This is a genomic window from Serratia sp. C2(1) (assembly GCF_036352655.1).
Taxonomy (GTDB): Bacteria; Pseudomonadota; Gammaproteobacteria; order Enterobacterales; family Enterobacteriaceae; genus Serratia; species Serratia inhibens.
Map to the genome: position 1 here is coordinate 1 of NZ_JAZFBA010000010.1, position 25,759 is coordinate 25,759.

General features: G+C 50.9%; 44 protein-coding genes and 1 pseudogene. 39 read left to right on the forward strand and 6 right to left on the reverse strand.

All coding sequences use genetic code 11. The features are described from left to right. From tuf to V2S86_RS25110, 34 genes and pseudogenes are all read left to right on the forward strand, one after another. A pseudogene (gene tuf, locus V2S86_RS24945) lies at positions 1-123 on the forward strand (elongation factor Tu); the annotation flags it as partial. Between the two features lie 132 nt (positions 124-255). Beyond that, positions 256-450 carry a bacterioferritin-associated ferredoxin gene (bfd, locus tag V2S86_RS24950; RefSeq protein WP_330764583.1) on the forward strand — a complete coding sequence of 65 codons (195 nt, stop codon included), beginning with the start codon at positions 256-258 and terminating at the stop codon, positions 448-450. 74 nt (positions 451-524) lie between these two features. Then, positions 525-1,004, forward strand: coding sequence for a bacterioferritin (gene bfr / locus V2S86_RS24955; RefSeq protein WP_004951186.1), 480 nt, complete (start codon positions 525-527; stop codon positions 1,002-1,004). Between the two features lie 381 nt (positions 1,005-1,385). After that, a complete protein-coding gene (gene rpsJ / locus V2S86_RS24960; protein WP_001181005.1) occupies positions 1,386-1,697 on the forward strand; it encodes a 30S ribosomal protein S10 in 312 nt (103 codons plus the stop codon). 32 nt (positions 1,698-1,729) lie between these two features. Then, the gene (gene rplC, locus V2S86_RS24965) at positions 1,730-2,359 is read left to right on the forward strand and encodes a 50S ribosomal protein L3 (protein ID WP_004951181.1); all 630 of its coding nucleotides are present in this window, start codon (positions 1,730-1,732) and stop codon (positions 2,357-2,359) included. 10 nt (positions 2,360-2,369) lie between these two features. Continuing rightward, entirely contained in the window at positions 2,370-2,975 is a 606-nt protein-coding gene (gene rplD / locus V2S86_RS24970) for a 50S ribosomal protein L4 (protein WP_004929779.1), read from the forward strand. Beyond that, positions 2,972-3,274, forward strand: coding sequence for a 50S ribosomal protein L23 (rplW, locus tag V2S86_RS24975; protein ID WP_004951179.1), 303 nt, complete (start codon positions 2,972-2,974; stop codon positions 3,272-3,274). The genes rplD and rplW overlap by 4 nt, the downstream gene beginning before the upstream one ends. 18 nt (positions 3,275-3,292) lie before the next feature. Next, entirely contained in the window at positions 3,293-4,117 is an 825-nt protein-coding gene (gene rplB, locus V2S86_RS24980) for a 50S ribosomal protein L2 (RefSeq protein ID WP_024912205.1), read from the forward strand. A 14-nt stretch (positions 4,118-4,131) separates the two neighbouring features. Further along, complete coding sequence (gene rpsS, locus V2S86_RS24985) at positions 4,132-4,410, forward strand: 30S ribosomal protein S19 (protein WP_004929772.1); 279 nt, start codon at positions 4,132-4,134, stop codon at positions 4,408-4,410. A gap of 14 nt (positions 4,411-4,424) precedes the next feature. After that, positions 4,425-4,757: a 50S ribosomal protein L22 gene (rplV, locus tag V2S86_RS24990; protein WP_044554947.1), complete on the forward strand. Its 333-nt coding sequence runs from the start codon at positions 4,425-4,427 to the stop codon at positions 4,755-4,757. Positions 4,758-4,774: 17 nt separating this feature from the next. Beyond that, positions 4,775-5,473 (forward strand): 30S ribosomal protein S3, encoded by a 699-nt coding sequence (gene rpsC / locus V2S86_RS24995; RefSeq protein ID WP_004956187.1) that lies wholly within the window; start codon positions 4,775-4,777, stop codon positions 5,471-5,473. Between the two features lie 12 nt (positions 5,474-5,485). Further along, positions 5,486-5,896 carry a 50S ribosomal protein L16 gene (gene rplP, locus V2S86_RS25000; RefSeq protein WP_004951171.1) on the forward strand — a complete coding sequence of 137 codons (411 nt, stop codon included), beginning with the start codon at positions 5,486-5,488 and terminating at the stop codon, positions 5,894-5,896. After that, positions 5,896-6,087, forward strand: a complete 192-nt coding sequence (gene rpmC / locus V2S86_RS25005) for a 50S ribosomal protein L29 (protein WP_004951169.1) — start codon at positions 5,896-5,898, stop codon at positions 6,085-6,087. The genes rplP and rpmC overlap by 1 nt, the downstream gene beginning before the upstream one ends. After that, the gene (rpsQ, locus tag V2S86_RS25010) at positions 6,088-6,342 is read left to right on the forward strand and encodes a 30S ribosomal protein S17 (RefSeq protein WP_012147219.1); all 255 of its coding nucleotides are present in this window, start codon (positions 6,088-6,090) and stop codon (positions 6,340-6,342) included. Between the two features lie 166 nt (positions 6,343-6,508). Beyond that, positions 6,509-6,880: a 50S ribosomal protein L14 gene (gene rplN / locus V2S86_RS25015; protein WP_020837240.1), complete on the forward strand. Its 372-nt coding sequence runs from the start codon at positions 6,509-6,511 to the stop codon at positions 6,878-6,880. 10 nt (positions 6,881-6,890) lie between these two features. Further along, the gene (rplX, locus tag V2S86_RS25020; protein ID WP_020837239.1) at positions 6,891-7,205 is read left to right on the forward strand and encodes a 50S ribosomal protein L24; all 315 of its coding nucleotides are present in this window, start codon (positions 6,891-6,893) and stop codon (positions 7,203-7,205) included. Between the two features lie 14 nt (positions 7,206-7,219). Next, positions 7,220-7,759 (forward strand): 50S ribosomal protein L5, encoded by a 540-nt coding sequence (gene rplE, locus V2S86_RS25025; RefSeq protein WP_004951155.1) that lies wholly within the window; start codon positions 7,220-7,222, stop codon positions 7,757-7,759. Between the two features lie 13 nt (positions 7,760-7,772). Further along, positions 7,773-8,078: a 30S ribosomal protein S14 gene (gene rpsN, locus V2S86_RS25030; protein WP_037425862.1), complete on the forward strand. Its 306-nt coding sequence runs from the start codon at positions 7,773-7,775 to the stop codon at positions 8,076-8,078. Positions 8,079-8,108: 30 nt separating this feature from the next. Further along, positions 8,109-8,501 carry a 30S ribosomal protein S8 gene (rpsH, locus tag V2S86_RS25035; protein ID WP_065506711.1) on the forward strand — a complete coding sequence of 131 codons (393 nt, stop codon included), beginning with the start codon at positions 8,109-8,111 and terminating at the stop codon, positions 8,499-8,501. A gap of 14 nt (positions 8,502-8,515) precedes the next feature. Continuing rightward, positions 8,516-9,049 carry a 50S ribosomal protein L6 gene (gene rplF / locus V2S86_RS25040; RefSeq protein WP_065506710.1) on the forward strand — a complete coding sequence of 178 codons (534 nt, stop codon included), beginning with the start codon at positions 8,516-8,518 and terminating at the stop codon, positions 9,047-9,049. 9 nt (positions 9,050-9,058) lie between these two features. Next, positions 9,059-9,412, forward strand: a complete 354-nt coding sequence (gene rplR, locus V2S86_RS25045) for a 50S ribosomal protein L18 (protein ID WP_020837234.1) — start codon at positions 9,059-9,061, stop codon at positions 9,410-9,412. A 14-nt stretch (positions 9,413-9,426) separates the two neighbouring features. Further along, positions 9,427-9,927, forward strand: a complete 501-nt coding sequence (rpsE, locus tag V2S86_RS25050) for a 30S ribosomal protein S5 (protein WP_004956164.1) — start codon at positions 9,427-9,429, stop codon at positions 9,925-9,927. 6 nt (positions 9,928-9,933) lie between these two features. Further along, positions 9,934-10,113, forward strand: a complete 180-nt coding sequence (gene rpmD / locus V2S86_RS25055; protein WP_004956161.1) for a 50S ribosomal protein L30 — start codon at positions 9,934-9,936, stop codon at positions 10,111-10,113. Positions 10,114-10,116: 3 nt separating this feature from the next. Further along, on the forward strand, positions 10,117-10,551 hold the full coding sequence (rplO, locus tag V2S86_RS25060) for a 50S ribosomal protein L15 (RefSeq protein ID WP_004951135.1): 435 nt from the start codon (positions 10,117-10,119) through the stop codon (positions 10,549-10,551). 7 nt (positions 10,552-10,558) lie between these two features. After that, positions 10,559-11,890: a preprotein translocase subunit SecY gene (gene secY, locus V2S86_RS25065; protein WP_004929740.1), complete on the forward strand. Its 1,332-nt coding sequence runs from the start codon at positions 10,559-10,561 to the stop codon at positions 11,888-11,890. A 33-nt stretch (positions 11,891-11,923) separates the two neighbouring features. Further along, complete coding sequence (gene rpmJ / locus V2S86_RS25070) at positions 11,924-12,040, forward strand: 50S ribosomal protein L36 (RefSeq protein WP_002227352.1); 117 nt, start codon at positions 11,924-11,926, stop codon at positions 12,038-12,040. 146 nt (positions 12,041-12,186) lie between these two features. Further along, on the forward strand, positions 12,187-12,543 hold the full coding sequence (gene rpsM / locus V2S86_RS25075; protein ID WP_004951130.1) for a 30S ribosomal protein S13: 357 nt from the start codon (positions 12,187-12,189) through the stop codon (positions 12,541-12,543). A 16-nt stretch (positions 12,544-12,559) separates the two neighbouring features. After that, positions 12,560-12,949 carry a 30S ribosomal protein S11 gene (rpsK, locus tag V2S86_RS25080; protein ID WP_004951128.1) on the forward strand — a complete coding sequence of 130 codons (390 nt, stop codon included), beginning with the start codon at positions 12,560-12,562 and terminating at the stop codon, positions 12,947-12,949. Between the two features lie 30 nt (positions 12,950-12,979). Next, positions 12,980-13,600, forward strand: a complete 621-nt coding sequence (gene rpsD, locus V2S86_RS25085; protein WP_004951125.1) for a 30S ribosomal protein S4 — start codon at positions 12,980-12,982, stop codon at positions 13,598-13,600. A gap of 25 nt (positions 13,601-13,625) precedes the next feature. Next, the gene (locus V2S86_RS25090; RefSeq protein WP_002919219.1) at positions 13,626-14,615 is read left to right on the forward strand and encodes a DNA-directed RNA polymerase subunit alpha; all 990 of its coding nucleotides are present in this window, start codon (positions 13,626-13,628) and stop codon (positions 14,613-14,615) included. A gap of 40 nt (positions 14,616-14,655) precedes the next feature. Beyond that, the gene (gene rplQ / locus V2S86_RS25095; RefSeq protein ID WP_004929726.1) at positions 14,656-15,045 is read left to right on the forward strand and encodes a 50S ribosomal protein L17; all 390 of its coding nucleotides are present in this window, start codon (positions 14,656-14,658) and stop codon (positions 15,043-15,045) included. Between the two features lie 147 nt (positions 15,046-15,192). Continuing rightward, complete coding sequence (locus tag V2S86_RS25100; RefSeq protein ID WP_330764584.1) at positions 15,193-15,573, forward strand: DUF1992 domain-containing protein; 381 nt, start codon at positions 15,193-15,195, stop codon at positions 15,571-15,573. After that, positions 15,566-15,997, forward strand: coding sequence for a Zn(2+)-responsive transcriptional regulator (gene zntR / locus V2S86_RS25105; protein WP_330764585.1), 432 nt, complete (start codon positions 15,566-15,568; stop codon positions 15,995-15,997). The genes V2S86_RS25100 and zntR overlap by 8 nt, the downstream gene beginning before the upstream one ends. A gap of 84 nt (positions 15,998-16,081) precedes the next feature. Then, positions 16,082-16,288: an alternative ribosome-rescue factor A gene (locus V2S86_RS25110; RefSeq protein WP_330764586.1), complete on the forward strand. Its 207-nt coding sequence runs from the start codon at positions 16,082-16,084 to the stop codon at positions 16,286-16,288. Positions 16,289-16,345: 57 nt separating this feature from the next. Here V2S86_RS25110 and mscL read toward each other — a convergent pair whose 3' ends face one another. From mscL to def, 5 genes are all read right to left on the reverse strand, one after another. Then, positions 16,346-16,762, reverse strand: a complete 417-nt coding sequence (mscL, locus tag V2S86_RS25115) for a large-conductance mechanosensitive channel protein MscL (RefSeq protein WP_330764587.1) — start codon at positions 16,760-16,762, stop codon at positions 16,346-16,348. A 140-nt stretch (positions 16,763-16,902) separates the two neighbouring features. After that, positions 16,903-18,279, reverse strand: coding sequence for a Trk system potassium transporter TrkA (gene trkA / locus V2S86_RS25120; protein ID WP_330764588.1), 1,377 nt, complete (start codon positions 18,277-18,279; stop codon positions 16,903-16,905). 77 nt (positions 18,280-18,356) lie between these two features. Continuing rightward, on the reverse strand, positions 18,357-19,646 hold the full coding sequence (gene rsmB / locus V2S86_RS25125; protein WP_330764589.1) for a 16S rRNA (cytosine(967)-C(5))-methyltransferase RsmB: 1,290 nt from the start codon (positions 19,644-19,646) through the stop codon (positions 18,357-18,359). 71 nt (positions 19,647-19,717) lie between these two features. Further along, positions 19,718-20,662 carry a methionyl-tRNA formyltransferase gene (fmt, locus tag V2S86_RS25130; protein ID WP_330764590.1) on the reverse strand — a complete coding sequence of 315 codons (945 nt, stop codon included), beginning with the start codon at positions 20,660-20,662 and terminating at the stop codon, positions 19,718-19,720. A gap of 17 nt (positions 20,663-20,679) precedes the next feature. Beyond that, complete coding sequence (gene def / locus V2S86_RS25135; protein WP_330764591.1) at positions 20,680-21,189, reverse strand: peptide deformylase; 510 nt, start codon at positions 21,187-21,189, stop codon at positions 20,680-20,682. 133 nt (positions 21,190-21,322) lie between these two features. Here def and dprA point away from each other — a divergent pair, with 133 nt between their 5' ends. From dprA to aroE, 5 genes are read left to right on the forward strand one after another with little or no spacing between them, the layout of a single operon-like run. Then, positions 21,323-22,444: a DNA-protecting protein DprA gene (dprA, locus tag V2S86_RS25140; protein ID WP_330764592.1), complete on the forward strand. Its 1,122-nt coding sequence runs from the start codon at positions 21,323-21,325 to the stop codon at positions 22,442-22,444. After that, on the forward strand, positions 22,416-22,889 hold the full coding sequence (smg, locus tag V2S86_RS25145; RefSeq protein ID WP_330764593.1) for a DUF494 family protein Smg: 474 nt from the start codon (positions 22,416-22,418) through the stop codon (positions 22,887-22,889). Before dprA ends, smg begins: the two co-directional genes overlap by 29 nt. Before the next feature lie 25 nt (positions 22,890-22,914). Continuing rightward, positions 22,915-23,460: a DNA topoisomerase family protein gene (locus V2S86_RS25150; RefSeq protein WP_330764594.1), complete on the forward strand. Its 546-nt coding sequence runs from the start codon at positions 22,915-22,917 to the stop codon at positions 23,458-23,460. A 7-nt stretch (positions 23,461-23,467) separates the two neighbouring features. Next, positions 23,468-24,037: an L-threonylcarbamoyladenylate synthase type 1 TsaC gene (gene tsaC / locus V2S86_RS25155; protein ID WP_330764595.1), complete on the forward strand. Its 570-nt coding sequence runs from the start codon at positions 23,468-23,470 to the stop codon at positions 24,035-24,037. A gap of 11 nt (positions 24,038-24,048) precedes the next feature. Continuing rightward, positions 24,049-24,867, forward strand: a complete 819-nt coding sequence (aroE, locus tag V2S86_RS25160) for a shikimate dehydrogenase (RefSeq protein WP_330764596.1) — start codon at positions 24,049-24,051, stop codon at positions 24,865-24,867. 37 nt (positions 24,868-24,904) lie between these two features. On the opposite strand, the gene V2S86_RS25165 is transcribed toward aroE, so the two are convergent. Then, complete coding sequence (locus V2S86_RS25165) at positions 24,905-25,447, reverse strand: gamma carbonic anhydrase family protein (protein ID WP_330764597.1); 543 nt, start codon at positions 25,445-25,447, stop codon at positions 24,905-24,907. Positions 25,448-25,759 lie beyond the last annotated feature (312 nt).

Below are 25,759 nucleotides of genomic sequence, written 5' to 3' on the forward strand. Positions count from 1 at the left end.
GACAACGTGAACATGGTTGTGACCCTGATCCACCCAATCGCGATGGACGACGGTCTGCGTTTCGCAATCCGTGAAGGCGGCCGTACTGTTGGCGCTGGTGTTGTTGCTAAAGTTATCGCTTAATCGCGAATAATTTTTCGACACAAAAAGAGGGCACTTCGGTGCCCTTTTTTTATGCAATTCGCTCAAATCTTAATTGAAATAAAAAGCATTCCTATTTAGACTTATGGGATTGGTTAAGAAGTGAGTCTCTCTATGTATGTATGCCTATGTAATGCCGTGACTGACAAAGCAATCCGTAAAGTCGTGCGTCAGCACAACCCTCATACCATGAAGCAATTGCGTGAATTAGTGCCGATTGGTACCGACTGCGGGAAGTGCATTCGACAGGCAAGACAGATTATGGTGGAGGAACGCGGAACTATTATCCCTATGCACGAAGTTGCCTAACTAAAGGTAAGGTTATTTTTTGACTCTTGGCCTCCAGCTTCTACACTTTCAGAACTGGCCAGGAGGAGTTACCTATGAAAGGCGATAAAAAGATCATTGCTCACCTCAACAAACTGCTCGGCAACGAGCTGGTTGCCATCAATCAATATTTCCTGCACGCCCGAATGTTCAAAAACTGGGGCTTAATGCGCCTTAATGACAAGGAATATCACGAGTCGATCGACGAAATGAAGCATGCCGATCGCTATATCGAGCGCATTTTATTCCTTGAAGGTCTGCCGAATTTACAAGATCTTGGTAAACTGAACATTGGCGAAGATATCGAAGAAATGCTGCGTTCAGACTTGGCCCTGGAGTTGGATGGCGCCAAGAATCTGCGCGAGGCCATCGCCTATGCCGACTCGATCCATGACTACGTCAGCCGTGATTTGATGATAGAGATCCTGGCAGATGAAGAAGGGCATATCGACTGGCTGGAAACTGAGCTGGATTTGATTGCGCGTCTGGGTATTCAAAATTACGCGCAAGCCCAGGTATTGGAACGCAAAGACTAGTCTCCTTATCATTCCCACTCCCCGTCGGCGTCTATTTTGCAGACGCCGACGGGGAGTGGCGGCAAGAGCTCGCCTACCTGAATAATCCCATCTCCGTGAATCGCTTTTCATAGTCGAATACGCAAATCGATAAAAAATGTCGATATCCTGAGCATATTTCCATCTGTGGCTTGCTTCCCGTTCTGTTTTGCGTATAATGCGCGGGCTTACCTAATCTTGGTAAGCCTGATTTTAGCGAATCAGTCGATAGGCAGGACTTTCTGCTCATCGAACAATACTCCCGATATGGGGGTTATATGTTGACGATTACACTCCCCCATCAATCGAAATGGGTGTGAGGAGTAATTATTTACGTTTATAAATAATTGGAGCTCTGGTCTCATGCAGAACCAAAGAATCCGTATCCGCCTGAAAGCGTTTGATCATCGTCTTATCGATCAATCAACCGCGGAAATCGTCGAGACTGCCAAGCGCACTGGTGCGCAAGTCCGTGGTCCGATCCCGCTGCCAACTCGCAAAGAGCGCTTTACCGTTCTGATCTCTCCGCACGTTAACAAAGACGCGCGTGATCAGTACGAGATTCGCACTCACAAGCGTCTGGTTGACATCGTTGAGCCAACCGAGAAAACCGTTGATGCTCTGATGCGTCTGGATCTGGCTGCCGGTGTAGACGTGCAGATCAGCCTGGGTTAATCAGGTCATTGAGCGATTGAGAGGTTGAAACAATGATTGGTTTAGTCGGTAAAAAAGTGGGTATGACTCGTATCTTCACTGAAGATGGCGTTTCTATCCCTGTAACCGTGATTGAAATTGAAGCGAACCGCGTGACTCAGGTTAAAGACCTGGCTAACGACGGATACCGTGCCGTTCAGGTCACCACTGGTAGCAAAAAAGCTAACCGCGTGACCAAACCGGAAGCGGGTCATTTCGCTAAAGCTGGCGTTGAAGCTGGCCGTGGTCTGTGGGAATTCCGCCTTGCAGAAGGTGAAGAGTTCACTGCAGGTCAAAACATCAGCGTAGAAATCTTCGCTGACGTTAAAAAAGTCGATGTTACCGGTACTTCTAAAGGTAAAGGTTTTGCCGGCACTGTAAAGCGCTGGAACTTCCGTACCCAAGACGCTACCCACGGTAACTCCTTGTCTCACCGCGTTCCGGGTTCTATCGGTCAGAACCAGACTCCGGGCAAAGTGTTCAAAGGCAAGAAAATGGCTGGCCACCTGGGTGACGAGCGTGTAACCGTTCAAAGCCTGGACGTAGTACGTGTTGACGCTGAGCGCAACCTGCTGCTGGTTAAGGGTGCTGTACCGGGCGCAACCGGTGGCAACCTGATCGTTAAACCAGCTGTGAAGGCGTAAGGGGATAGCAATGGAATTAGTATTGAAAGACGCGCAAAGCGCGCTGACTGTTTCCGAAACTACCTTCGGTCGTGATTTCAACGAAGCGCTGGTACACCAGGTTGTTGTTGCTTATGCAGCAGGTGCCCGTCAAGGTACCCGTGCTCAGAAGACCCGTGCTGAAGTGACTGGTTCCGGTAAAAAACCGTGGCGCCAGAAAGGTACCGGCCGTGCGCGTTCAGGTTCTGTAAAGAGCCCGATCTGGCGTTCAGGCGGCGTGACCTTTGCTGCTAAACCGCAGGACCACAGTCAGAAAGTAAACAAAAAGATGTACCGCGGCGCGCTGAAAAGCATCCTGTCCGAACTGGTACGTCAAGATCGTCTGATCGTTGTCGAGAAGTTCTCTGTAGAAGCGCCTAAAACTAAGCTGCTGGCACAGAAACTGAAAGATATGGCTCTGGAAGATGTGCTGATCGTGACCGGTGAACTGGATGAGAATCTGTTCCTGGCAGCTCGTAACCTGTACAAGGTTGACGTGCGCGATGTAGCTGGCATCGACCCGGTTAGCCTGATCGCCTTCGACAAAGTGGTTATGACTGCTGATGCTGTGAAGCAAGTTGAGGAGATGCTGGCATGATCCGTGAAGAACGTTTGCTGAAAGTGCTGCGTGCACCGCACGTATCTGAAAAAGCATCCGCTGCGATGGAGAAAAGCAACACCATCGTTCTCAAAGTTGCCAAAGACGCGACCAAAGCAGAAATCAAAGCTGCAGTGCAGAAACTGTTTGAAGTCGAAGTCGAAGACGTGAACACCCTGGTAGTTAAAGGGAAAGTGAAACGTCACGGTCAGCGTGTTGGTCGTCGTAGCGACTGGAAAAAAGCTTACGTCACCCTGAAAGAAGGCCAGAATCTGGACTTCATCGGCGGCGCAGAGTAAGTCGGAGGAGTAAGAACAATGGCAATTGTTAAATGTAAACCTACATCTCCGGGTCGTCGCCACGTTGTTAAAGTGGTTAACCCTGAGCTGCACAAGGGTAAACCTTATGCCCCGCTGCTTGAGAAACTGAGCAAAAGCGGTGGTCGTAACAACAATGGCCGTATCACCACCCGTCATATCGGTGGTGGCCACAAGCAACATTATCGTCTGGTTGACTTCAAACGCAACAAAGATGGTATTCCTGCTGTGGTTGAGCGTCTGGAGTACGATCCGAACCGTTCCGCGAACATCGCGCTGGTTCTGTACAAAGACGGCGAACGCCGTTACATCCTGGCGCCGAAAGGCCTGAAAGCTGGTGACCAGATTCAATCTGGTGTTGATGCTGCAATCAAAGCGGGTAACACCCTGCCAATGCGCAACATCCCGGTTGGTTCAACGGTTCACAACGTAGAAATGAAACCAGGTAAAGGCGGCCAGTTGGCTCGTTCTGCTGGTGCCTACGTTCAGATCGTTGCTCGTGACGGTTCCTACGTAACTCTGCGTCTGCGCTCAGGCGAAATGCGTAAAGTTCCAGTTGATTGCCGCGCCACCTTGGGTGAAGTCGGTAACGCTGAACATATGCTTCGCGTTCTGGGTAAAGCAGGTGCTGCACGTTGGCGTGGTGTTCGTCCTACCGTTCGCGGTACGGCGATGAACCCGGTAGATCACCCGCACGGTGGTGGTGAAGGTCGTAACTTTGGTAAGCACCCGGTAACTCCGTGGGGCGTTCAGACCAAAGGTAAGAAGACCCGTAGCAACAAGCGTACTGATAAGTTCATCGTACGTCGCCGTAGCAAAAAATAATTAGAGGATAAGCCATGCCACGTTCTCTCAAGAAAGGTCCTTTTATTGACCTGCACTTGCTGAAGAAGGTAGAGAAAGCGGTGGAAAGCGGTGACAAGAAGCCTTTGCGCACTTGGTCCCGTCGTTCAACGATCTTTCCTAACATGATCGGTTTGACCATCGCTGTCCATAATGGTCGTCAGCACGTACCAGTGTTCGTTTCCGATGAAATGGTCGGTCACAAACTGGGTGAATTCGCGCCGACTCGTACTTATCGCGGCCATGCGGCTGATAAAAAAGCTAAAAAGCGCTAAGGTAGGAGGAAGAGATGGAAACTATCGCTAAACATCGCCACGCTCGTTCTTCTGCTCAGAAGGTTCGCCTTGTTGCAGACCTGATCCGCGGTAAGAAAGTGTCGCAAGCTCTGGAAACCCTGAACTACACCAACAAGAAAGCTGCTGGTCTGGTTAAGAAAGTGCTGGAGTCTGCCATTGCTAACGCAGAACACAACGATGGCGCTGACATCGATGATCTGAAAGTCACGAAAATCTTCGTAGACGAAGGCCCAAGCATGAAGCGCATTATGCCGCGTGCAAAAGGTCGTGCAGATCGCATCCTGAAGCGCACCAGCCACATTACTGTGGTTGTGTCCGATCGCTGAGACTCTGGAGACTAGCAATGGGTCAGAAAGTACATCCTAATGGTATTCGCCTGGGTATTGTCAAACCTTGGAACTCTACTTGGTATGCGAATACCAAAGAATTCGCTGACAACCTGGACAGCGACTTTAAAGTTCGTCAATTCCTGACTAAGGAACTGGCGAAAGCTTCCGTTTCTCGCATCGTTATCGAGCGTCCTGCGAAGAGCATCCGTGTGACTATTCACACTGCTCGTCCAGGCATCGTTATCGGCAAGAAAGGTGAAGATGTCGAAAAACTGCGTAAGGTCGTAGCGGATATCGCTGGCGTTCCTGCACAGATTAACATCGCCGAAGTCCGTAAACCGGAACTTGACGCTAAATTGGTTGCTGACAGCATCACTTCCCAGCTGGAACGTCGCGTTATGTTCCGTCGTGCTATGAAGCGTGCTGTACAGAACGCAATGCGTCTTGGCGCTAAAGGTATCAAAGTTGAAGTAAGCGGCCGCCTTGGCGGTGCTGAAATCGCGCGTACCGAATGGTACCGTGAAGGTCGTGTTCCGTTGCACACACTGCGTGCGGATATCGATTACAACACATCTGAAGCGCACACCACTTATGGTGTAATCGGCGTTAAGGTATGGATCTTCAAAGGTGAGATCCTGGGTGGTATGGCTGCAGTTGAACAACCGGAACCGGCTGCTCAACCTAAAAAGCAGCAGCGTAAAGGCCGCAAGTAAGGAGAGTCGCTGATGTTACAACCAAAGCGTACAAAATTCCGTAAGATGCACAAAGGCCGCAACCGTGGTCTGGCGCAGGGTACGGATGTTAGCTTCGGCACTTTCGGTCTGAAAGCTGTTGGCCGTGGCCGTCTGACTGCTCGTCAAATCGAAGCAGCTCGTCGTGCAATGACTCGTGCAGTTAAGCGTCAAGGTAAAATCTGGATCCGTGTATTCCCGGACAAACCGATTACCGAGAAGCCGCTCGAAGTGCGTATGGGTAAAGGTAAGGGTAACGTAGAGTATTGGGTTGCCCTGATCCAACCTGGTAAGGTCCTGTACGAAATGGACGGTGTGCCAGAAGAGGTCGCCCGTGAGGCATTCAAGCTCGCTGCAGCTAAATTGCCGATCAAAACCACCTTTGTAACTAAGACGGTGATGTAATGAAAGCACAAGAGCTGCGTGAAAAAAGCGTTGAAGAGCTGAACACTGAGCTGCTCAACCTGCTGCGTGAGCAATTTAACTTGCGCATGCAGGCGGCAAGTGGCCAGCTGCAACAAACTCACCTGTTGAAACAAGTGCGTCGTAATGTCGCACGCGTTAAGACTTTACTGACTGAAAAGGCGGGTGTGTAAATGACTGATATTAACCGTACTCTGCAGGGTCGTGTTATTAGTGACAAAATGGAGAAATCCATGGTTGTTGCTATCGAACGCACTGTGAAGCACCCGATTTACGGGAAATTCATCAAGCGTACGACCAAGCTGCACGTACATGACGAGAACAACGAATGTGGTATCGGTGACGTGGTAGAAATCCGCGAATGCCGTCCACTGTCTAAGACTAAGTCTTGGACGTTGGTTCGCGTTGTAGAGAAAGCGATTCTGTAATAGAGTAGCGGCCTCTAACTTAATAAACGGCTCAGAAAATGAGCCGTTTATTTTTTCTACCCATACTTTGGAAGCGGTGTTATAATGCTGCGCCCTCGGTTATGGGGCTTTTCAACGACCTAGTAATAGGTCCTAAAGTTGTAGTTGACATTAGCGGAGCACTAACATGATCCAAGAACAGACTATGCTGAACGTGGCCGACAACTCCGGTGCACGTCGCGTAATGTGTATCAAGGTTCTAGGTGGCTCGCACCGTCGCTACGCAGGCATCGGCGACGTCATCAAAATTACCATCAAGGAAGCAATTCCTCGCGGTAAGGTGAAGAAAGGCGATGTGCTGAAGGCGGTAGTGGTGCGCACCAAGAAGGGTGTACGTCGCCCGGACGGTTCTGTCATTCGCTTCGATGGTAATGCATGCGTTATTTTAAACAATAACAGCGAGCAACCTATCGGTACGCGTATTTTTGGGCCGGTAACTCGTGAACTGCGTAATGAGAAGTTCATGAAAATTATCTCTCTGGCACCAGAAGTACTCTAAGGAGCGAACCATGGCAGCGAAAATCCGTCGTGATGACGAAGTTATCGTGCTTACCGGGAAAGACAAAGGTAAACGCGGTAAAGTAAAAAATGTCTTGTCTGCTGGCAAGGTCATTGTTGAAGGTATCAACCTGGTTAAGAAACATCAGAAGCCGGTTCCGGCCCTGAACCAACCAGGTGGCATTGTTGAAAAAGAAGCTGCTATTCAGGTTTCTAACATTGCTCTCTTCAACACGGCTACCGGTAAGGCTGACCGTGTAGGCTTTAGATTCGAAGACGGCAAAAAAGTCCGTTTCTTCAAATCTAACAGCGAAACTATCAAGTAATTTGGAGTAATACGATGGCGAAACTGCATGATTACTACAAAGACGAGGTAGTCAAACAACTGATGTCTCAGTTTGATTACAACTCTGTCATGCAAGTCCCTCGGGTCGAGAAGATCACCCTGAATATGGGTGTTGGTGAAGCGATCGCTGACAAGAAACTGCTGGATAATGCAGCAGCCGATTTGGCAGCAATCTCCGGTCAAAAGCCGTTCATCACCAAAGCACGCAAATCTGTTGCAGGCTTCAAAATCCGCCAGGGCTATCCGATCGGCTGTAAAGTAACTCTGCGTGGCGAACGCATGTGGGAGTTCTTTGAGCGTCTGATTTCCATTGCTGTTCCACGTATCCGTGACTTCCGTGGCTTGTCCGCTAAGTCATTCGATGGCCGTGGTAACTACAGCATGGGTGTGCGTGAGCAAATCATCTTCCCAGAAATCGACTATGACAAAGTCGATCGTGTTCGTGGCTTGGATATTACCATTACCACTACTGCGAAATCTGATGATGAAGGCCGTGCACTGTTGGCTGCTTTTAACTTCCCGTTCCGCAAGTAAGGCAGGGTTACTGATGGCTAAGCAATCAATGAAAGCACGCGAAGTCGTTCGCGTGAAACTGGCTGACAAGTACCGCGCTAAACGCGAGGAATTGAAAGCTATCATTTCTGGTGTGAACTCATCCGACGAAGATCGTTGGGATGCTGTTCTCAAGCTGCAAACTCTGCCGCGTGATTCCAGCCCGTCTCGTCAGCGTAAACGCTGCCGCCAAACTGGCCGTCCACATGGTTATGTGGGCAAATTCGGGTTGAGCCGTATCAAGCTACGTGAAGCCGCCATGCGCGGTGAAGTACCAGGCTTGAAAAAGGCTAGCTGGTAATTACCAATTGAATCACGGGAGTAAAGACAGATGAGCATGCAAGATCCGATCGCGGATATGCTGACCCGTATCCGTAACGGTCAAGCCGCGAACAAAGTTGCGGTCACCATGCCTTCCTCCAAGCTGAAAGTGGCAATTGCCAACGTGCTGAAGGAAGAAGGTTTTATTGAAGATTTCAAAATCGAAGGCGACACCAAGCCTGTACTGGAACTGGTACTGAAGTACTTCCAGGAAAAGGCAGTGGTAGAAAGCATTCAGCGAATCAGCCGTCCAGGTCTGCGCATCTATAAGAAAAAAGATGAGCTGCCTAAAGTTATGGCCGGTTTGGGTATTGCTGTTATTTCTACCTCTAAAGGTGTTATGACCGATCGTGCAGCTCGCCAAGCTGGTCTTGGTGGCGAGATTATCTGCTACGTAGCTTAATTCGGGAGGAAAGAATGTCTCGTGTTGCAAAAGCACCCGTCGTCATTCCTGCCGGCGTAGAGGTAAAACTCAACGGTCAGGTTATTTCGATTAAGGGTAAGAACGGCGAGCTGACTCGTACTGTCCACGACGCCGTTGAAGTGAAGCAAGAAGCTAACGCACTGACTTTCGCTCCACGCGAAGGTTTTGCTAATGCATGGGCCCAAGCGGGTACTACGCGCGCTCTGCTGAACGCAATGGTAGTTGGTGTTACCGACGGCTTCACCAAAAAGCTTCAACTGGTAGGTGTTGGTTATCGTGCTGCTGTTAAAGGCAACGTGGTGAATTTAGCCCTGGGCTTCTCTCACCCTGTCGATCACCAGCTGCCAGCAGGTATTACTGCTGAATGCCCTAGCCAAACTGAAATCGTGCTGAAAGGCGCTGATAAACAAGTTATTGGCCAGGTTGCTGCAGATCTGCGTGCCTACCGCCGTCCTGAGCCTTACAAAGGCAAGGGTGTCCGTTACGCCGACGAAGTCGTGCGTACCAAAGAGGCTAAGAAGAAGTAAGGTAACACTATGGATAAGAAATCTGCTCGTATCCGTCGTGCGACCCGCGCACGCCGTAAGCTCAAAGAACTGGGTGCAACCCGCCTGGTGGTACATCGTACCCCGCGTCACATTTACGCACAGGTAATTGCTCCAAATGGTTCTGAAGTACTGGTAGCAGCTTCTACTTTAGAAAAAGCTATCACTGAGCAACTGAAGTATTCCGGTAACAAAGACGCAGCAGCTGCCGTAGGTAAAACTCTGGCTGAGCGCGCGTTGGAAAAAGGGATCTCTAAAGTATCCTTTGACCGTTCCGGTTTCCAATATCATGGTCGAGTCCAGGCACTGGCAGATGCTGCCCGTGAAGCTGGCCTTCAGTTCTAAGGAAGAGGTTTAAGATGGCTCACATCGAAAAACAAGCTGGCGAACTGCAGGAAAAGCTGATCGCGGTAAACCGCGTATCTAAAACCGTAAAAGGTGGCCGTATTTTCAGCTTTACCGCACTGACAGTCGTTGGTGATGGTAACGGTCGCGTTGGTTTTGGCTACGGCAAAGCACGCGAAGTTCCGGCAGCGATCCAGAAAGCGATGGAAAAAGCCCGTCGCAACATGATGAATGTCGCGCTGAACAGCGGCACCCTGCAGCACCCTGTTAAAGGTGCTCATACGGGTTCCCGTGTGTTCATGCAGCCGGCTTCCGAAGGTACCGGTATTATTGCCGGTGGTGCAATGCGCGCCGTCCTGGAAGTCGCTGGGGTGCACAACGTATTGGCTAAAGCTTATGGTTCCACCAACCCGATCAACGTGGTTCGTGCAACTATTGATGCTTTGGCAAATATGAAGTCCCCTGAAATGGTCGCTGCCAAGCGTGGTAAATCCGTTGCAGACATTCTGGGGTAATTGACCATGGCTAAGACTATCAAAGTAACACAAGTTCGCAGCTCCATTGGCCGTCTGCCGAAGCATAAAGCTACACTGCTCGGTCTGGGTCTGCGTCGTATTGGTCACACCGTAGAGCGCGAGGATACTCCTGCTGTACGCGGTATGATCAACCTGGTTTCCTACATGGTTAAAGTTGAGGAGTAACAGATGCGTTTAAATACTCTGTCTCCGGCTGAAGGTGCCAAGCATGCGCCGAAGCGTGTAGGTCGTGGTATTGGTTCTGGCCTGGGTAAAACCGCCGGTCGTGGTCACAAAGGTCAGAACTCTCGTTCTGGCGGTGGCGTACGTCGTGGGTTTGAAGGTGGTCAGATGCCTTTATATCGTCGTTTGCCGAAATTCGGCTTTACCTCTCGCAAAGCTATGATCACGGCAGAAGTTCGTCTGTCTGAACTGGCACTTGTTGAAGGCGACGTAATCGACCTGAACGCGCTGAAAGCCGCTAACGTTGTTGGTATCCAGATCGAGTTCGTGAAAGTTATGCTTTCTGGCGAAGTCGCTCGTCCGGTTACCCTGCGTGGTCTGCGTGTCACCAAAGGCGCTCGTGCTGCTATCGAAGCTGCTGGCGGTAAAATTGAGGAATAAGTAGCAGATGGCTAAGCAACCAGGATTAGATTTTCAAAGTGCTAAAGGCGGACTCGGCGAGCTGAAGCGCAGACTTTTGTTTGTAATCGGCGCGCTGATTGTCTTCCGTATCGGCTCTTTTATTCCGATTCCTGGTATCGATGCCACTGTGCTTGCCAAATTGCTCGAGCAGCAGAGAGGCACTATCATTGAAATGTTTAACATGTTCTCTGGTGGTGCCCTCAGCCGTGCTTCAATCTTTGCTCTGGGGATCATGCCGTATATTTCGGCATCGATCATTATCCAGCTGTTAACGGTGGTACATCCAGCGTTGGCAGAAATTAAGAAAGAAGGGGAGGCTGGCCGTCGCAAGATTAGCCAGTACACCCGTTACGGTACGCTGGTGTTGGCTATATTCCAGTCAATCGGTATTGCTACCGGTTTACCGAATATGCCTGGTATGCAGGGTCTGGTGTTAAATCCAGGCTTTGCATTCTACTTTACTGCAGTAGTTAGCTTGGTTACTGGAACAATGTTCCTTATGTGGCTGGGTGAGCAGATTACTGAACGCGGTATCGGTAACGGTATCTCGATCATTATCTTTGCAGGTATTGTAGCGGGACTTCCGCCGGCAGTAGCCCATACCATTGAGCAAGCTCGGCAAGGCGACCTGCACTTCCTCCTGTTGCTGTTGGTTGCAGTATTAGTGTTTGCAGTAACCTTCTTCGTTGTTTTCATCGAACGTGGTCAACGTCGTATCGTCGTTAACTATGCGAAACGTCAACAAGGGCGTCGTGTTTATGCAGCACAGAGCACACACTTACCGTTGAAAGTGAACATGGCAGGGGTTATCCCGGCAATCTTCGCTTCCAGCATTATTCTGTTCCCTGCCACGATCGCATCATGGTTTGGGGGCGGTACCGGTTGGAACTGGCTGACAACGATTTCGCTGTATTTGCAGCCAGGGCAACCGCTTTATGTGTTACTCTATGCATCTGCAATCATCTTCTTCTGTTTCTTTTACACGGCGTTGGTTTTCAACCCGCGTGAAACAGCAGATAACCTGAAGAAGTCCGGTGCCTTCGTACCAGGAATTCGTCCGGGAGAGCAAACGGCGAAGTACATCGATAAAGTAATGACGCGTTTAACCCTGGTGGGCGCGATGTACATTACTTTCATCTGCCTGATCCCGGAGTTCATGCGTGATGCAATGAAAGTACCATTCTACTTTGGTGGTACCTCGCTACTGATCGTGGTTGTCGTCATCATGGACTTTATGGCTCAAGTGCAAACTCTGATGATGTCAAGTCAGTACGAGTCTGCATTGAAGAAAGCAAACCTGAAAGGCTATAACCGCTAATCAGGCGCGTTTGAGAAGTTACGGAGAGTAAAAATGAAAGTTCGTGCTTCCGTCAAGAAATTATGTCGTAACTGCAAAATCGTTAAGCGTAACGGTGTCGTTCGTGTGATTTGCAGCGCCGAGCCGAAGCATAAACAGCGTCAAGGCTGATTATCTCGCATATTTTTCTTGCAAAGTTGGGTTGAGCTGGCTAGATTAGCCAGCCAATCTTTTGTATGTAGCTGCAACATTATTTGAGTATCCTGAAAACGGGCTTTTCAGAATGGTGTTGCCGTATAAAATAGTAGGAGTGCATAGTGGCCCGTATAGCAGGCATTAACATTCCTGATCATAAACATACCGTTATCGCCTTAACGTCGATCTTCGGAATCGGTAAGACCCGTTCACAGTCTATCTGTGCATCTACGGGCATTGCTGAAAATGTTAAGATCAGTGAGCTGTCTGAAGAGCAAATTGAACAGCTGCGTGAAGCAGTCGCCAAATTCACTGTAGAAGGTGATTTGCGTCGTGAAGTTACCCTGAGCATCAAGCGTCTGATGGATCTTGGTACTTACCGTGGTTTGCGTCATCGTCGTGGTCTGCCAGTTCGCGGTCAGCGTACTAAGACCAACGCACGTACCCGTAAGGGTCCGCGTAAACCAATCAAGAAATAATCAGGGTGATTGAATAATGGCAAAGGCACCTGTTCGTACACGTAAGCGTGTAAGAAAACAAGTCTCTGACGGCGTGGCTCATGTCCATGCTTCTTTCAACAACACCATTGTAACTATTACCGATCGTCAGGGTAATGCATTGGGTTGGGCAACTGCCGGTGGTTCTGGTTTCCGTGGTTCTCGTAAGTCAACTCCGTTTGCAGCTCAGGTTGCAGCAGAACGTTGTGCTGACGCAGTAAAAGAATACGGTATCAAGAACCTGGAAGTTATGGTTAAGGGACCGGGTCCGGGTCGCGAATCAACAATTCGTGCTCTGAACGCCGCTGGTTTCCGCATCACTAATATTACTGATGTGACTCCTATCCCTCACAACGGTTGTCGTCCGCCGAAAAAGCGCCGCGTATAACGCTGCTTTTAGGTTAGTTGGAGAAAGAAAATGGCAAGATATTTGGGTCCTAAGCTCAAGCTTAGCCGCCGTGAGGGCACAGACCTGTTCCTGAAGTCTGGCGTTCGCGCGATCGATACCAAGTGTAAAATTGAGCAACCGCCTGGTCAACACGGTGCGCGTAAACCGCGTCTGTCTGACTACGGTGTACAGTTACGTGAAAAGCAAAAAGTTCGCCGTATGTACGGTGTTCTGGAGCGTCAATTCCGTAACTATTATAAAGAAGCAGCACGCCTGAAGGGCAACACCGGTGCAAACCTGTTGCAACTGCTGGAAGGTCGTTTGGACAACGTTGTTTACCGTATGGGCTTCGGCGCTACTCGTGCAGAGTCACGTCAGTTGGTTAGCCACAAAGCAATTATGGTAAATGGTCGCGTTGTTAACATCGCTTCTTATCAGGTATCTCCGAATGACGTAGTCAGCATCCGCGAGAAGGCTAAAAAGCAATCTCGTGTTAAAGCTTCTCTGGAGCTGGCTGAGCAGCGTGAAAAGCCGACTTGGCTGGAAGTTGATGCTGCTAAGATGGAAGGCGTGTTCAAGCGTATGCCTGAACGTACCGATCTGTCTGCGGACATTAACGAACACCTGATCGTCGAGCTTTACTCCAAGTAAAGCTTAGTACCAAAGAGAGGACACAATGCAGGGTTCTGTGACAGAGTTTCTAAAACCGCGCCTGGTAGATATCGAGCAAGTCAGTTCGACGCACGCCAAGGTGACCCTTGAGCCTTTAGAGCGTGGCTTTGGCCATACTCTTGGCAACGCACTGCGCCGTATTCTGCTTTCATCTATGCCGGGTTGCGCGGTGACCGAGGTTGAGATTGATGGTGTACTGCATGAGTACAGCACCAAAGAAGGCGTACAGGAAGATATCCTGGAGATCCTGCTCAACCTGAAAGGGCTGGCGGTGAGAGTTCAAGGCAAAGACGAAGTTATTCTTACCCTGAATAAATCTGGCATTGGCCCTGTGACCGCTGCCGACATTACCCATGATGGTGATGTCGAAATCGTCAAGCCTCAGCATGTGATCTGCCACCTGACCGATGAGAACGCTGCTATCAGCATGCGTATCAAAGTTCAGCGCGGTCGTGGTTACGTGCCGGCTTCTGCCCGAATTCATTCGGAAGAAGATGAGCGCCCGATCGGTCGTCTGTTGGTTGACGCCTGCTATAGCCCTGTAGAGCGTATTGCCTACAATGTTGAAGCAGCGCGTGTAGAACAGCGTACTGACCTGGACAAGCTGGTTATCGAAATGGAAACCAATGGCACGATCGATCCTGAAGAGGCGATCCGCCGTGCGGCAACCATCCTGGCCGAACAACTTGAAGCTTTCGTTGACTTACGTGATGTTCGTCAACCAGAAGTTAAAGAAGAGAAACCAGAATTCGATCCGATCCTGCTGCGCCCTGTTGACGATCTGGAATTGACTGTCCGCTCTGCTAACTGCCTTAAGGCAGAAGCTATCCACTACATCGGTGATCTGGTACAGCGTACCGAGGTTGAGTTGCTGAAAACGCCGAACCTGGGTAAAAAATCTCTTACTGAGATTAAAGACGTGCTGGCTTCACGTGGTCTGTCACTGGGCATGCGCCTGGAAAACTGGCCACCGGCAAGCATTGCTGACGAGTAACCGGATCACAGGTTAAGGTTTTACTGAGAAGGATAAGGTCATGCGCCATCGTAAGAGTGGTCGTCAACTGAACCGTAACAGCAGCCACCGCCAGGCTATGTTCCGTAACATGGCCGGCTCTTTGGTTCGTCATGAGATCATCAAGACGACCCTGCCAAAAGCGAAAGAGCTGCGTCGCGTTGTTGAGCCGCTGATTACTCTTGCCAAGACCGACAGCGTAGCTAATCGTCGTCTGGCATTCGCCCGTACTCGTGATAACGAGATCGTGGCAAAACTGTTTAACGAGCTGGGCCCGCGTTTTGCGAGCCGTGCCGGTGGTTACACTCGCATTCTGAAGTGTGGCTTCCGCGCAGGCGACAACGCGCCGATGGCATACATCGAGCTGGTTGATCGTGCTGAGTCTCAAGCAGAAGTGGCAACTGCAGAGTAATCTGTAGACGCGTAAAAAAACCGGGCTTGCCCGGTTTTTTTACGTCCAAAGCTAAACGAATGTACTCTCTTCCTCCGTAAGACTTAAGATCCCCTCCTCTATCCGCTATGCTAACGCTATTAATCAGGTCAACTGAGGGATCCTGTTATGTGGTTACTTGATGAATGGGCGGAGCGCCATATTCGTGATGCACAAGCCAAAGGTGAACTGGACAATTTGCCGGGACGAGGACAGCCGCTTAAGTTGGATGATGACAGCGCTGTGCCCGCTGAACTGCGTTCAGGGTTCCGCTTACTTAAAAACGCCGGCTATTTGCCTGCGGAGCTTGAAGATCGTAAAGAGGCATTAACTGTGGCCCGCTTACTGCAGGAGATTAACAGCGCGCATCCAGACTATATCAGCCTCAGCAAACGCATGGTTTTGCTGGAATATCGCTTGCGGCAAGCAGGAATGAGCACTGATTTTTTACACGGTGAATATCAGCGGACATTGAACGAGAAATTCACACAGGAGCAGAGCGATGTTTAAGATTGGTCAATTGGCAAAGCTTGCTGACGTAACACCGGATACCGTGCGCTATTACGAAAAGCAGGGAATGATGGACCATAACGTTCGTACTGAGGGCGGTTACCGGTTATACAGCGATCAAGACTTGCAGCGCCTGCGTTTTATCCGCTATGCCAAGCAACTTGGTTTTACTTTGGAAACTATTGCCGAACTGCTATCGATCCGAGTTGATCCTGAGCATCATACCTGCCAGGAGTCTAAATCGATCGTTGATGCGCGGCTTGCTGAGGTAGAGAATAAGTTGACCGAGTTGATGCGGATGCGCGAATCGTTAAAGCGGTTGAGCGATGCCTGCTGTGGTACCGCGCATACCAGCAACTATTGTTCAATTTTGGAGGCGCTGGAACAGGGGGCCAGTGACGGAAAGGCAAAAAAAGGCACGTAAAAGGATCCGGAGGTCTTTAATTTTTATACGTCCGGCAGTATTATCGGCTCGTTTTATAACCCTAGTTTTAACAGGAGCATTACCGTGACTAAATACCGTCATACTAAAGGCCAGATACAGGACAACGCGATTGAAGCACTGCTGCATGATCCGTTATTTCGCCAACGGATAGAGAAAAATAGTAAAGGGAAGGGCAGCTATCGGCGTAAGGACAAACACGGAAAAGGCGGTAACTGGGAGGCCAGTGGCAAGTTATCTAACGATAATTTGCCACTGGCCTTCTGGTTTTAAGACATTAAAAAAGCCATCTGAATACGATGGCTTTTTATTAGTGCAAGACAAATGGAATTACAGTTTTGGCTGCTGCTGTTGGCTCAGTAAATCACGGATTTCGGTCAGCAGTTTTTCTTCTGCAGTCGGTGCCGGAGGGGCTGCCGGCTCTTCTGCCTGCTTGCGACGCATTTTGTTCATTAATTTAATGGCCAGGAAAATAGCGAAGGCAACGATAACGAAGTCAAAAACGGACTGGATAAATGAACCATAGTTCATTACCACTGCCGGCACTGTACCTTGGGCTTCACGTAATATCAGATGGAATTGTTTGAAATCGACGCCGCCGATCAGTAAACCTAACGGTGGCATGATGATATCTGCAACGAAGGACGATACAATTTTACCGAAAGCAGCACCGATAATCACACCCACTGCAAGATCAACCACGTTGCCACGCATGGCAAATTCGCGGAATTCTTTTAACATACTCATAGCACACCCCTTAAAGAAATTAATAATACAAGTTTAACAAAGCAATTTCCCTTTGCCACAATCAGGAGAGAAAAGTCTTTATCTCTTCTCATGGCAGCGAATATCTACCTGATTATAGACTATCGGTTAATACATTTGTTCTACAGGAAGAATGGGCTTGGCTGGAACAAGCGCTCAACGTCAGGAACGTACTTTTTGTCAGTAATAAACATAATGACATGGTCGCCCTGTTCAATCTTGCTGCTGCCATTGGCAATAATAACGTCATCACCCCGCACAATCGCGCCAATAGTGGTACCTGGTGGTAATTTAATATCTTCAACGATGCGGCCAACCACTTTTGAAGTACTTTCGTCACCGTGCGCGATGGCTTCGATAGCTTCCGCTACGCCGCGGCGTAGGGATGAAACGCTGACGATATCCGCTTTACGCACATGGCCTAACAATGCGGAAATCGTCGCCTGCTGTGGGGATATAGCAATATCGATTACACTGCCTTGCACCAGATCGACGTAGGCGCGGCGCTGGATCAGCACCATTACTTTTTTGGCACCCATGCGTTTGGCTAGCATGGCGGACATAATATTGGCTTCGTCATCATTGGTAATGGCAATAAAGACGTCTACCTGATCAACGTGCTCTTCTGCCAGCAACTCCTGGTCAGAGGCATCGCCATAAAACACGATGGTGTCATGCAATTGCTCGGCCAGCTCTGCCGCACGTTGCTGATTACGTTCAATCAGCTTCACGTTGTAAGATTTTTCTAACCGTTGCGCCAAGCCTGCACCTACGTTGCCGCCACCGACAATCATGATACGTTTATAAGGTTTTTCCAGCCGCTGCAGTTCGCTCATTACGGCACGAATGTGCTGTGAAGCGGCAACAAAAAACACTTCGTCCCCGGCTTCGATAATGGTAGAACCCTGCGGACGAATCGGTCGGTCCTGGCGGAATATAGCGGCGACGCGAGTATCAATATGTGGCATATGCTCGCGCATAGCGGACAATGCGTTACCTACCAGCGGACCACCGTAATAGGCTTTTACCGCGGCAATGCTGACCTTGCCTTCAGCAAAATTGACAACCTGCAGTGCGCCCGGGTATTCAATTAATTTATAGATGTAATCAATAACCAGCTGTTCCGGTGAAATCAGGTGATCAATGGGTACGGCTTCCGGCTGAAATAGCTTCTCCGATTCGCGGATGTATTCCGGTGCTCGGATACGTGCAATGCGGTTAGGCGTATTAAACAGCGAGTAAGCAATTTGGCAGGCAACCATATTGGTTTCGTCAGAGTTGGTAACGGCGACCAACATATCTGCGTCTTCCGCACCTGCTTCACGCAACACGCGCGGGTGGGAGCCGTATCCCTGAACGACCCGCAGATCAAATTTATCCTGTAACTGACGCAGGCGGCCTGAATCGGTATCCACGACGGTGATATCGTTATTTTCACCTACCAGGTTTTCTGCCAGTGTTCCACCAACCTGACCTGCACCAAGAATAATTATTTTCATTTGGTTCTCTGCTTCACACTGAAACCGCTGAATATTATCTGACAGGGCGCAACAAGCGCGCCCTGAGCACTGAATTGCTACATTTTAATCAGCTTAGCGTAAAAGAAGCCATCCCCATCCTCTGGATGCGGAAGATTCTGTCGACCGGGCTGCTGTTCGTCACCCGTTTCAACCAACCTGGCATCGGAATGACGCTGGAGGAAGGCGGCAATTTGCTCAGCGTTCTCCGCCGGCAGGATAGAACAGGTGGCATACACCATCACACCACCGTTTTTGAGGTGTGGCCAAATAGCCTCAATGATCTCAGCCTGTAACTTTGCCAGCTCTGTGATGTCACTGTCTCGGCGCAACCATTTGATATCTGGATGGCGGCGGATCACGCCGGTTGCAGAGCAGGGAGCGTCCAGTAAAATGCGATCGAATTGCTTATCAGCACACCATTGTTGCGGGGCGCGGCCATCACCCAATTTCACTTCGGCGTGTAAACGCAGGCGCTGCAGGTTTTCTTTGACCCGGCCAAGGCGTTGTTCATCGATATCGACCGCCATCACATGGGCTTTGGGGGCTGCCTCCAGGATGTGAGTTGTTTTACCGCCTGGAGCCGCACACAGATCAAGGATCCGTTCCCCGTCTTGCGGATCCAGCAGATCGATACAGCCTTGCGCGGAGGCGTCTTGCACCGTGACCCAACCTTCGGCAAAACCAGGCAGATCGGTAACGGCGCAGGGTGTCAGCAGACGCAGCGCATCAGGGTATTCTGCATGCGGTTCGGCGCCAATGCCTGCCTGCTCCATCAGTTGCAAGTAATCTTCACGAGTGTGATGAAGACGGTTGACGCGCAGCCACATCGGCGGCTTCTGGTTATTGGCATCAATAATCTGTTCCCACTGAGCGGGATAAGCCTGTTGGATGCGTTTTAATAGCCAGCTTGGGTGTAGGTAGCGGCTGTCGTTATTGGCGGCGCGTTGCAGTAATTCCTCCTGCTGGCGCAGAAACTGGCGCAGTACGCCATTAATCAAGCCTTTAAGCTGTGGCCGTTTCAGTGCCACTGCGCCTTCCACCGTTTCCGCCAGCACTGCGTGAGCAGGGATACGGGTATACAGAAGCTGATATAAGCCAACCATCAGCAAATAATGCAGCGTGCGCTGCTTGCCGGTCATTGGTTTTGCCATTAATTGCTGAATACACCATTCAAGCTGCGGCAGCACACGCAGGGTGCCGAAGCACAACTCCTGCAACAGCGCGCGGTCCTTGTCAGAAATGGTTTTTTGCAGTGCCGGCAGGACAGTACTGAGTGACTGCCCCTGATCCAACACCTGGCCGATGGCTTTTGCAGCGTGGCTTCGGAGATTGTAATTGTTTTTCATAGGCTAAAGCTGATAACGATCGGTATTAAGAGAGAAACAGCCCGACGGTGATCGGTCGGGCAGTGGGGGCTTTATAACCGGTTACCCGGTGTAAACCATTCGCGACGTGAGTTCAAGAGGTCTTGCGCCGACATGGGTTTTTTACCCGCCGGTTGCAACTGCGTCAGGTTAAGGATCCCGTCAGCGGTAGCCACCTGAATACCGTGCTTGTCGGCATGGATGATGGTGCCTGGCTCTGCGCCAGACGTTTCCGCCAGCACCGTCGCCTGCCACACTTTCACCGGTTGATCGTCAATGGTGAAATAGCTGACCGGCCATGGATTAAAGGCGCGGATGCAGCGTTCAAGCTGTGCGGCGGACAGGCGCCAGTCCAGGCGGGCCTCTTCCTTGCTCAGCTTCTCGGCGTAAGTGACATGCGCTTCATCTTGCACTTCACGTCGTGCCGTGCCTTCGGCCATTTGCTGCAGCGTGGTCAGCATGCCTTGCGGGCCGAGTTTTGCCAGCTTGTCGTACAGGCTGGCGCTGGTGTCATCGGTTTCGATTGGACAAGCGATCTTGTGCATCATATCGCCGGTGTCCAGGCCCACGTCCATCTGCATGATGGTGACGCCGGTTTCGCTGTCGCCGGCCCAGAGTGAACGTTGAATGGGGGCTGCACCACGCCAACGCGGCAACAGTGAACCGTGTACGTTGATGCAACCGAGGCGCGGCATATCCAGTACCGCTTTAGGCAGGATCAGGCCATAGGCCACCACCACCATTACATCGGCGTTGAGATCGGCAACCAGATGCTGGTTCTCTTCCGGGCGCAATGATTTGGGTTGAAATACCGGCAGTTGGTGCTGTTGCGCCAGTAATTTAACCGGGCTGGGCGTCAGTTTGTTACCTCGGCCTGCCGGACGATCAGGTTGGGTAAATACCCCGACAATCTGGTGCCCAGATGACAACAGCGCGTCAAGGTGACGCGCTGCAAAGTCTGGAGTTCCGGCAAAAATAATCCGTAAAGTGTCAGACACGTTGATTTCCTGCTCGGTTAGGCGCGTGCGTTCAGCTTGGCCATTTTTTCCAGTTTCTGACGGATACGCTGGCGCTTCAGCGGCGACAAATAATCGACGAACAGCTTGCCCATCAGGTGATCCATTTCGTGCTGGATACAGATGGCCAACAGGTCATCGGCTTCGAGCTCAAAAGGTTTACCGTCACGGTCCAGCGCTCTGATTTTCACATTGGCGGCGCGCGGAACTAATGCACGCTGCTCAGGAATGGAAAGACAGCCTTCTTCGATCCCGGTTTCACCGCTTTTTTCCAGCAGTTCCGGGTTGATCAGCACGAGGCGCTGATCGCGGTTCTCAGAAACGTCAATGACGATAATCCGCTGATGGATATCCACCTGTGTTGCAGCCAGGCCAATGCCTTCCTCTGCGTACATGGTTTCAAACATATCATCCACGATGCGCTGGATAGTCGCGTTGACTTCTTTTACCGGGGCCGCAATTTTGCGTAGCCGCTCGTCTGGGTAATGTAATACCTGCAATACTGACATATATCTTGAGATCTGTTTCCGAGTGATAAACGAGGTTTAGCTTCTATTCTAGACATTTCCCGGCCTGATTGACAGCATTGCGCACCAATTGCTCGAATTGGTAAAACCACCGTTTTCTGCGAGGGAACTGGCGATGCAAGCAGAGGAAATTAGCTTACGGATGCACGGGGTTACTGGATTGGGTGCCGCTCAGGCCAGTCAGGTGATAAAGCAAATGGTCGCTGCGGGGGGCGATCCTTATCGTTTGTTAGGATCATTGGGGCTGAATGACCGGCAGCAGACGCAATTTCGCCAGATGGAGCCGCGTTATCTGGCCGCCACGCTAGCTTGGCTGGATCAACCCGACAGCGTGATGTTGACCTATGGTGAGGCCGGGTACCCCGAACAATTGCTTCCTATCGACGATGCCCCGCTACTGCTGTTGGTAAAGGGCAACCCAGAGGCCTTGCTGCAACCGCAAATCGCCATGGTCGGCAGTCGTCAGTTCAGTCATTACGGCGAACATTGGGGCAGTTATTTTTCCACCGGTCTGGTGCATTGCGGATTTACCATCACCAGCGGGTTGGCCATCGGTATTGACGGCATTTGTCACCGCGCGGCGCTGGAGGCGGAAGGAGGTACGGTGGCCGTGCTGGGGAGCGGTCTTGCCAATATCTATCCACGTCGGCATCGTCACTTGGCCGAGCAAATTGTCGAACATGGCGGGGCGGTAATTTCGGAATATCTGGTTACCGACCTGCCAATGGCCGACCACTTTCCGCGTCGTAATCGCATTATTAGCGGTCTAAGCCTGGGCGTGGTGGTGATTGAAGCCTCTCTACGTAGCGGAACGCTGATTACAGCCCGTTATGCGCTGGAACAAGGTCGCGAAGTCTTCGCGCTCCCTGGTGCTCTGGGCAACCCGATGAGTGAGGGAACGCATTGGCTGATCCAACAAGGAGCCTACCTGGTCACGGGGCCGAAAGAGATCGCTGAACAGCTGGGAAGCGGCCTGCATTGGCTATCGTTGAACGAAAATACAACTATTTGTGCGTCTGAGGCCGAAGTTGAATTGCCATTTGCTGATGTGTTGGCTAACGTAGGAGATGAGGTGACACCTGTTGACGTCGTCGCTGAACGTGCCGGCCAACCTGTGCCAGAAGTGGTAATCAAGTTACTCGATCTGGAGTTAGCAGGGTGGATCGCAGCTGTACCCGGCGGCTATGTCCGAATAAGGAGGGCAGGCCATGTTCGACGTACTCATGTACTTGTTTGAAACTTATATCCACAATGAACCAGAGATGCGCGTCGATCAGGATCAACTGACCGATGATCTCGCTCAGGCGGGGTTTCATCGGGATGATATCTACAACGCGTTGAATTGGCTTGAAAAACTCGCTGACCTGCAGGAAGGCGAAAATGCGCCATATTTTATGGGGGCCGATCCGCTGGCAATGCGGATTTACACCGAAGAAGAAGGCGTGCGTTTGGATGCCAGTTGCCGTGGTTTCCTCCTGTTCCTTGAACAGATTCAAGTATTGAACCTCGAAACCCGTGAAATGGTTATCGATCGTGTTATGGCTTTAGATAACACGGAATTCGATCTCGAAGATCTGAAATGGGTGGTGCTGATGGTGCTGTTTAATATCCCAGGATATGAAAGCGCCTATCAGCAAATGGAAGAACTGTTGTTTGAAGTAAACGAAGGTTATCTGCACTGAGCCGGTAACACGCATAGAAGATGTTATGACAAAAACAGCGATTTTTGCCGCCAGGCAAAATGAACCCTGTCCGGAATGCGGGGCCGAGTTGGTGATCCGCAGTGGTCGCCACGGCCCCTTTCTCGGCTGTTCTCGTTATCCCGAATGCCAACATATCCGGCCGCTTAAAGCGCAGGCAGATGGCCATATTGTCAAGGTGTTGGAGGGGCAGGAGTGCCCGAAATGCCAGGCAACGTTGGCGTTGCGCCAGGGACGCTACGGCATGTTTGTCGGCTGCAGCAACTACCCGGAGTGCGATCACACTGAAGTCATCGACAAGCCGGATGAAACCAGCATCAGCTGTCCGCAATGCGAACAGGGGAAACTGCTGCAGCGCAAATCACGCTACGGCAAGGTATTCCATTCCTGCGATCGCTATCCTGAATGCCAGTTTGTTCTCAATTTTAAACCTGTCGCCGGTGAGTGCGAATACTGTCACTACCCACTGCTGATGGAAAAACGCACGGCAAAAGGGCCAACCCTTTGCTGCGCCAGCAAACTTTGCGGAAAACCCGTAGTCACCACAGAATAATGACATCATGAGCTCTGAATTCACTTCTATCTTAACGCCAATGATTGACGCGCTGCATAATCAACAGGTCATTGCTTACCCGACCGAGGCGGTATTTGGCCTGGGGTGCGATCCTGACAGTGAGCAGGCGGTCAACGCCTTATTAGCTCTGAAACAGCGTCCCTGGGAAAAAGGACTGATCCTGATTGCGGCCGATTATGTGCAGCTAACACCTTATATTGATGATGAGGCTCTGAGCGAACAGCAGCGCGCTGCGATGTTTGCCACCTGGCCAGGCCCGGTGACCTGGGTTATTCCCGCCCGGCCTGAAACGCCTCGTTTGCTGACCGGCCGTTTCAATTCATTGGCGGTGCGTGTCAGCGACCATCCATTGGTGCAACAACTGTGCCGGCAGTTTGGCAAACCGCTGGTGTCGACCAGCGCCAATCTTAGCGGACAAGAGCCTTGCCGTAGCGCCGATGAGGTCTCTCAACAGTTTGGCACCGCGTTCCCGGTGTTAGCCGGCAGCGTAGGCGGTCGCCTTAATCCTTCCGAAATCAGAGATGTCTTGACCGGTAAGCAGATCCGTCAGGGCTAGAGGTTATATGCATGGAGAAGTTTGCGGTATTCGGCAACCCTATCGGCCACAGTAAATCTCCGCGTATTCATGCGCTGTTTGCCGCTCAGACCGGATTGGAACATCCTTACGGTAGAGTGCTGGCACCGCTTGACGGTTTTGAAACCACTCTGCAGGCCTTTATCCAGGCGGGCGGTCAGGGAGCTAACGTCACGGTCCCCTTTAAAGAGCATGCCTATAAGGTTGCCACGGAGCTGAGCGAGCGAGCTTCGTTGGCGGGTGCGGTAAATACGCTGAAAGTACTGCCAGAAGGCCGCCTGTTGGGTGATAACACCGATGGGATCGGCTTACTGACCGATCTTGAACGTCAGAAGTTGATCCAACCGAAGGATCGTATTTTGCTGGTGGGGGCTGGTGGTGCGGCACGCGGGGTGATCCTCCCGTTATTGTCCTTTGGCTGTGAGGTAGTGATCGTCAACCGTACTTTCAGTCGCGCGCAACTGCTGGTGCAAGCATTCCGGCATCTGGGCGAAATATCCGCATTGCCAATGGATAAACTCGGTCAACGGCAGTTTGATTTAGTGATCAACGCCACGGCGTCTGGCATCAGCGGAGAGATCCCGGCATTGCCGGCCGGTACGGTTAACGCGCATACCCGCTGTTATGACATGTTTTATCAACAGGGGTTAACACCGTTTTTGGCCTGGGCGCAGCAACAGGGCGCGAAAGAGTATGCCGACGGTTTAGGGATGCTGGTGGGGCAGGCAGCCCATTCGTTCCTGTTATGGCACGGTGTTATGCCGGAAATCGAACCGGTGCTGCGCCAGCTGCGCAGCGAATTGGCGGTATAGGTTGCTTCCCGTTCCCTTTATAAGGGAACGGGATCTTTCAGATGTCTTCCGACAGATATTCGTCTTTCCAGCGTACATAGTTATTTGAAGAGTAAAGCAGCCCTTCTAATTCAGCAGCGCTCAGCGGACGAACTTGGCGCGCCGGGCTGCCCATATAGAGATAACCGCTTGCCAGACGTTTGCCAGGAGCTACCAGGCTTCCGGCACCAATCATCACATCATCTTCTATTACTGCTCCATCCAGCAGGATCGATCCCATCCCTATCAGTACTCTGTTCCCGATCGCGCAGCCGTGCAACATCGCTTTATGGCCGACGGTAACGTCTTCACCAATCAACAACGGGTAGCCTTCGGGATTATGTTCAGACTTATGGGTAACATGCAGCACGCTGCCATCCTGAATATTACTACGCGCGCCGATCTTTACGGCGTTCACATCACCGCGGATGGCAACCAATGGCCAGATACTGACGTCATCAGCCAGTTCAACGTTGCCGATCACTACGCTGGAAGGGTCGATCATCACGCGTTGGCCCAGTTGAGGAGAGTAATGAAGATAAGAACGTACTGCATCGGACATGAGAATAGCCTCAAATCGGGATCATATTTAACGGCAATACTAGACGTTGGCGGTGGAATTACAACCAACGGAAGAGCCGGATCCTGCGAAAAATGCCCCTGTTAGCGCAAGATCCACCCGAAAGGGCTGAAAAGTGTGCAAACGGAAAGAAAAGATCAAGAAAGGGGTTGTGCAAAAAACTCGGATCCCTATAATGCGCCTCCATCGACACGGAACATGTGAACAACTTCACAGAGTCTCCGGGGTTCGAAGAGAAAAATCCTGAAAATTAGGGTTGACTCTGAAAGAGGAAAGCGTAATATACGCCACCTC